This window comes from Cellulomonas biazotea (assembly GCF_004306155.1).
Classification (GTDB): domain Bacteria; phylum Actinomycetota; class Actinomycetes; order Actinomycetales; family Cellulomonadaceae; genus Cellulomonas; species Cellulomonas biazotea.
This window is the reverse complement of the sequence record NZ_BIMR01000234.1, coordinates 1-6,524: the sequence shown is the minus strand read 5'-3', so window position 1 is coordinate 6,524 and position 6,524 is coordinate 1. Positions and strand designations below refer to the sequence as shown.

At 75.8% G+C, this 6,524-nt stretch carries 4 protein-coding genes; all 4 read right to left on the bottom strand.

Annotated elements, in window-relative coordinates; translation table 11 throughout:
- Positions 1–414: 414 nt before the first annotated feature.
- Positions 415–2,034, bottom strand: a complete 1,620-nt coding sequence (locus tag CBZ_RS14720) for a beta-1,3-glucanase family protein (RefSeq protein ID WP_130782268.1) — start codon at positions 2,032–2,034, stop codon at positions 415–417.
- Between the two features lie 493 nt (positions 2,035–2,527).
- A complete protein-coding gene (locus tag CBZ_RS14715; RefSeq protein WP_130782267.1) occupies positions 2,528–3,556 on the bottom strand; it encodes a hypothetical protein in 1,029 nt (342 codons plus the stop codon).
- Between the two features lie 79 nt (positions 3,557–3,635).
- On the bottom strand, positions 3,636–4,799 hold the full coding sequence (locus CBZ_RS14710; protein WP_246013422.1) for a Gfo/Idh/MocA family protein: 1,164 nt from the start codon (positions 4,797–4,799) through the stop codon (positions 3,636–3,638).
- The coding region (locus CBZ_RS14705; RefSeq protein WP_130782266.1) for a DUF6807 family protein at positions 4,796–6,524 on the bottom strand (1,729 nt) is incomplete at its 5' end. The genes CBZ_RS14710 and CBZ_RS14705, both read right to left, overlap by 4 nt.

The window sequence follows — 6,524 nt, the reverse complement described above, 5'->3', positions numbered from 1 at the left end:
CCGTCGTGGCGCGGCTCCGGGTGTCGGGCACGCGCGGGCGGCGGGCCGGCCCGCCGGGTGCGGGATCGGGCGGGGGCGTGGCGGGACGTGTCGTGCGCATGCGTCACCTTCGTGTCTCGTCGTTGAGAGCCGGGCCGACGGCGCGGAGGTCGCTTCGTTCTGAAACGGTTCAACCGCGCTAGCAGGACATTCCTACCCACGCCGCACCGGTCACCGCAAGAGCCAGGCGGAAACCGAGGGAAAGCGCTCACCCTTCGGACGCCGACGGTCGTGCGCGCGCGAGGTGCCGACGTCGTGCAGCTCTGATGCGCCCGACCCCGGGCACGCGCGAGGCCGCCCCGCAGCGACACGGGACGGCCTCGTGCGTCGGTCAGCGTGCGACGAGGTCGGTCGTCGCACGCCCCGCGTGCGGGATCAGCTCAACGTCCAGCGCTGGGCGGCGCTGCCGTTGCAGTCCCAGATCTGCACCTGCGTGCCGGACGTCGTCGACCCGCTCGGGACGTCCAGGCAGCGACCCGACTGCGGGTTGCGGTACGCCCCGCCGGACTGCGGGATCCACACCTGCGCGCCGGTGCTGTTGCAGTCCCAGAGCTGGACCTTCGTGCCGTTGCCCGTGGCGCCGCCGGCGATGTCCAGGCACTTGCCCTGCACGCGCAGGGTGCTGCCCGCCTCGACGAACGACCACTGCTGCGCGACGGTCCCGTTGCAGCCCCAGATCTGGATCTTGTTGCCGTTCGCGGTGCTGCGGTTGTCGTTGTCCAGGCACGGGCCGTTGGCGTTGACCAGTGCACCGGCGGTCGTCCCCCCGCCACCGCCCCCGCCGCCCCCGGTGCCGCCGCCCGTGAAGGGGCTCAGGACGAGCCCCGCCGAGCGAGGGTCGCCGTCGTGGACCAGCGACTCGAACGCGCCGACGTCGTCGAACGCGAACGCGTACGCCTTGCCGTCGGCCATGGCCGCGTGGATGACCTTGGCGTACTGGTTGGTGGGGCTGCTCCTGTAGAAGTCGGCCGCGTTGGTGCTCGGCTGCGTGTCGACCGTGCCGAGCGTGCCGCGGTTGAGCGCCGCGCACAGCGTGCGGGCGATCGGCCCGACGACCTGGTCGTTCGGCGCGTGCAGGTTGCCGTCGCAGCCCCAGACGTCCGCGCTGCTCGGCTTGGTGAACGCGGCGACCTGGGCGCCCGAGGCGTTGGTGAAGCGCATGACGTCACCGCTCGTCCGCCCGAAGTAGCGGGTGTTCGGCTGGTCGCCGAAGGGCACGACCGTGAGCGTCTTGGAGGTGTACGCGTTCCACGCCGAGGTGATGTACGGGTCGAGGTAGGTCGCGCTCAGCAGCCCCGCGCCTGCCGCCTTGCCCGGCGCGAGGACGCGCAGCACGGTGCCGTCGGACCGCGTGACGACCGAGCCGGACCAGCCGGGCTGCGCCTTGAGGGCGTTGATCACCTGGTCGCGGCCGTTCGTGACGACGTCGCCGGTCCGCTTCGTGGCGCCGCTCGCGCCCGTGACGGTCACCGCGTGCGGGATCGCGAACATGTCGACCTGCGAGCTGTTGAGCCACAGCCCCGCGTCGTTGTAGGTGAGCTCGCTCCAGTCGAACAGGACGTCGCGGCTCGCGTCGCCACCGGCCCACGGAGCGGGCTGGACGAGCCCGTCGGGCGTGAGGAAGAACGGCAGCTTGGCGCCGAGCGAGAAGTAGATCCGGCCGGAGAAGCCGCGCGGGAGGTTGATCGTCGTGCTGCCGCCGTTGGGCGGGCCGGCGATGGCGACGTCCGGTGCGGGCGACGGCGGGTTGGACCCGGCGGGCCAGGCGGTGAACGTGCCGCCCTTGGTCACGTACCCGAGCCGTCCCGTGCTCAGGTTGGTGCCGATGACGTACAGGTGGACCGCGTCGCCGCGGCCCGTGGTGTTGGTGACCGTGACGGGCAGGACCGACGGGCCGACGGCCTGGGCCGCGGTGGTGCCGGTGACGGCGAGGGGGACCGCGAGGGTCGCCGCGGCGAGGACGCCGACGAGCGTGCGCAGCCTGCGGTGTCGCATGGGATACCTCTGCTTCCGTGGGGGATGGTCGGACGTCGTCCGCCCGAGGGGGATCGAGGCGGATGACACGTGTCACCCTGGCCGAGGCCACCGCCGCCGCGAGGGGCGCCGGGTGGGCGAGGTCGAGCAGGCAGGACGCAGCCGCTCTCGCGCGGTCCCTCTCCGGGGGGAGGCGTGCCGACGGTGCCTGTCGCGCCGACGACGGTCGCCGTGCGCGGTGTGCGCCCCGTGGCGGTCATGGCGTCGGTGCCGGGACCAGGGCGGGCACGCGGGTGCTGCGGTCCGAAGGGCCGGTCGGGGCCCCGTCGGTTACTGACAAGGAGGTAAGCGGAGAGGAACGCGAGTCATCATGGCGTTCACCCAAGAGATCGTCAAGGCTGACTGTCGGCCGGGCATTCCGGACGCCCCGCGCCGCACCCGCACGCCGCCCCGCACGCCCGCCTGCGCGTCCACCCGCGAAGCCGCCGCACACCCCCGGGTCCGCGTGCGACGCTCAGCCCGTCTCCCAGCCGCACGACGCGGCGACCAGGTCGTACACCGCCCCGCGCAGCACGTCGGACGCCGCCACGTAGAACACCGGCTGCTCCACCCCGTCGACCCGCGCGTGCAGCCCGAAGAACGTGCCCCGCTTGTCCTCCGCCACGGCGTGCGGGTCGCACCGGCTCGGCACCACGGCGAGCTCCACCGCCGTCGGTCCGCCCGGCGCCCCCGTGTCCACGGCGACCGGCCAGTCGTTCGTCAGCTCCGCGGGGATCACCAGGTTCGTCCTGTCGACCTGCCACACCACGACGCGCGGACCCCCCGCGACCGCCTCGACGTGCAGGGTCAGACGACCCACGAGCCGCCCGTCGACCGGTGACACCGACAGGTCGTCGTCGAGCGACAGCCGCGCGCCGGCCGCGACCGCGACGGCCGCGCAGTCCTCGCCGTGGATCCGCGCGAGGTGCCCCTGGGGGTCCTCCGGCACCACGACGACCGTGCCCGCGTTCCCGTCCGCGTCCACGACGTCGAGCTCGACCTGCGCGGCCGTGGTCGCCCGCGCACCGTCGCCGTCGCACACCGGCGCACCGAGCGCGACGGACAGGTCGCGGTCGACCCCGGCGCGCACCTCCCGCTCGCGCTCGCTCGTCGCCGACCCCTCGACGCCCGGGGTCGTCAGCGTCGCGTGCCGGACGGTGACGTCCACGGCGCCCGTGTTCGCGACCCGCACCTGCACGACGCGTCGCCCCCAGTCGGCGCGCGACTGCCGGATCTCGACGGCCAGCCCCGCGGCGACGTCGTCGGGCAGCGCCGGCCCGGCCGAGGTCCCGGGCGTGCCCGACGGCCCGCGCGACCCGCTGCCCGCGACGCACCCTGCGACCGTCAGCCCGACGACCAGCGCCCCCACGACCAGCCGTCCGGTACCCGACGGCGTGCCGACCGGCCGCCCGCGGGCCGCCCACCTGTCGGCCACCCGCGCGACGCCCGGCCGCCCGACGGGCGACCCCCCGTCGAGCCGCACGCCGGACCGCGCCCGCCTCATCCGGCGATCCTCTCAGGACCTCCGCGGGGCGCGCGGGGTCAGAGCGCGAGCACCCAGGGGGCGCCGCGGGCGCGTGGGGTCAGACGGCGAGCGTCCAGGGGGCGCCGAGCGACGTGAAGGTGCGACCCTCGACGGCCACGCGCTCGCACCAGTCGGCGACGTCGGCCACGACGGGCCACGCGTCAGGCCCGGTGCCCTGCCAGGTGACGTGCGCGGGGCCGATCGGCGCGGGGTCGGGGGCGGTGCGGACGGCCTCGAGCACGCGCATGAAGGCCCCGGTGTCGGCGACGCCGCACCGCAGCGGCACGTCCGCGGACCGGCGGGCGTCGAGGAGCTGCGTGAGCAGGTCGACGCGCCCGGTGCTGATCCGGCGGGTGCCGCGCGGCGAGCGGACCTCGATCGCGTCGTGCTCGTAGAACAGGGTGAGCGACCCCTGGGTGCCGGTGACGACGACGCGCGACGGCGGTCGCTCGGGCGCGCACAGGGTCAGTCCGGCGGCGACGCGCAGGCCGGTGCGGGTCGTGACGACGACGGCGGAGGTGTCGTCGGCCTCGATGTCGTGCGCGTGGAACAGGTCGACCTCGACGTCGGCGACGTCGTCGGCGGTCCGGGCGCCCGCGACGAGCAGCGCGGTGGCGACGGCGTGCGCGAGGGGGTTGGTGACGACCCCGTCGACGACCTCGACGCCGTCGAGCGTGCGACGCCCGGCCCACGCGGCGCGCTGGTAGTAGGCGGCGGTGCGGACCCACGTCCCGACGGCCCCGACGCCGACGACCTCGCCGAGCTCGCCCGACGCGACGATCCGCAGGACCTCGTCGACCGCCCCGGAGCCGAACGTCTGGAAGCCGACCTGGCAGCGCCGACCGGTCTCGGCGACGACGGCCAGGAGCTGCTCGTGCTCGGCGAGCGACGCGACGGTCGGCTTCTCCAGCAGCACGTCGCACCCGGCGCGCATCGCGGCGGACGCGAGCGGCAGGTGCGTGGGGATGGGGGTCGACAGGACGACGACGTCGGGCTGCTGGACCGCGAGCAGCGCGTCGAGCGACGGGTACCAGGGGGTGCCGGGCGGGACGTCGGCGACGCCGTCGACGGGCCGGGGGTCGACGACGCCCGACAGGACGGCGCGCCGGTCGGCGGCGAGCGCGGCGACGCGGCGGACGTGCGAGGCGCCGTGCCCGTGCACGCCGACGACGGCGACGCGCGCGAGGTCGACGGCGGCGGGTGCGGCCACGGGTGCGCTCACGCCCACACCTGGACGGCGAGCGCGGCGAGCTCGTCCTGGGTGAGGGCGCGGTCGACGACGACGGCGGCGAGCCCGGCGCGCAGGACGTCGCCCGCGGCGACCTCGACGGGGGCGTCCCAGGCGATCGCGGGTCCGGCCCCGACGTACTCGGCGACGCGCACGAACCAGGGGCGCTCCTCGCCGGGGCCCTGCACGAGCAGCAGGGTCGTGGTGCTGGCCTCACGACGCTGCACGAACGCGAGCCACGGCGACCGGCTGCCGTGCACGGCCTCCTCGCCGACCAGGCCCTCGCCGAGCACGGTGGTGACGTCGGCGGACGGCAGCCGCCAGAACAGACCGCCGTAGCCGGCGCCGGGCCGGCCGTTGGTCGCGGGGCTCTCGAACCGCAGGGGCCCGTGCTCGGCGCGCAGCTCGCTGGTCCAGGCGAGCGACCAGCCGCGCTCGTCGGGCAGCGCGGCGGTACGCAGCCGGCGGTCCTCGCGCAGCAGGGGGCGGTCGCGCTCGTCGCGCCACAGGATGTCGTCGACGAGGGTGCCGCCGTCGTCGTCGACGCGGACGCCGGTGGAGACCTGGCGCCCGTGGTTGGGCAGCAGGGTCGGGCCCTCGTCGCGCAGGAACGTGCGACCGCCCCAGTACGACGTGCCGTTGACGACGGGCACGGCGACGGAGACGCCGTAGTGGTGCCGGTGGTCGACGGGGCTGGTCTGCGTGAGCGCGGTGCCGGCGGCGGTGTGCACGGGGTGCAGGAACGGGCGCGGCGAGTGCACGGGCGGGATGGTGTCGCCGGGCTCGTAGCGCGCGAGCGTGAGGGGCGCACCGGGGCGCGGGCCGGAGCGGACGGTGGCGGACAGGACGTGCGAGCGTCCCTCGGTGGTCCAGCGCGGGGCGGACTGCACGTGGGGCTCTCCCGGGCGGTCGGTGGTGGGCTGGGTGCGGCGGCGCATCCGGACGGCAGGCGGGACCGGGCCGGTGCTGGCACGCACCGCGAGCAGCGGGCGGATGAGCGGCGGGGTGGGGTCGACGCCCTCGCCTGCGGCGGACCGCCGCAGGTGCTGCCACGCGAGGCGGCCGAGCTCGACCTGGGGGACGGTCGCGGTGGTGAGCGAGGGGGTCGCGAACCGCGCGAGCTCGACGTCGTCGAACCCGGTGATGGAGATGTCGCCGGGCACGGCGACGCCGAGCTCGTTGAGCCGCGCGAGCAGGCCGAACGCGACGAGGTCGTTGTAGGCGACGACGGCGGTGGCGCGCGACGCGAGGACGTCCTGCGCGGCGGCGTACCCGGCGTCGACGGACGACCCGGCGGGCATCTCCGACAGGCGCAGGTCCTCGCGGCGGGCGGCGGCGACGCGCAGCGCCTCGAGCCGGGCGCCGTGCGACGCGCTGCTGGTGGGGCCGGCCAGGTAGAGCAGGTGGCGGTGCCCGAGCCGGGCGAGGTGGTCGACGATCTGCTCGATGCCGTCGGCGTAGTCGATGCCGAGGGTCGGGGTGCGGCCGTCGGGCGCGCGGTTGACGACGACGACCGGGGCGATCTCGGGCAGCAGCCCGCGCAGCGTGGCCTCGGGCATGCGGGGCGAGACGAGGACGACGGCGTCGCAGCGCAGGCGCGCGTCGAGGGCGACCTTCTCCTCGTCGGCGGGGTCCTCGGCGGTGTCGGCGACGAGCACGCGGTAGCCGTTCTCGGCGGCGGCCGACGCGACGCCCCGCAGCACCTGCTGGAACATCGGG

Coding starts and splice junctions, on each gene's coding strand:
- CBZ_RS14715 (WP_130782267.1), bottom strand. CDS start 3,556: ATGAGGCGGGCGCGGTCCGGCGTGCGGCTCGACGGGGGGTCGCCCGTC.
- CBZ_RS14720 (WP_130782268.1), bottom strand. CDS start 2,034: ATGCGACACCGCAGGCTGCGCACGCTCGTCGGCGTCCTCGCCGCGGCG.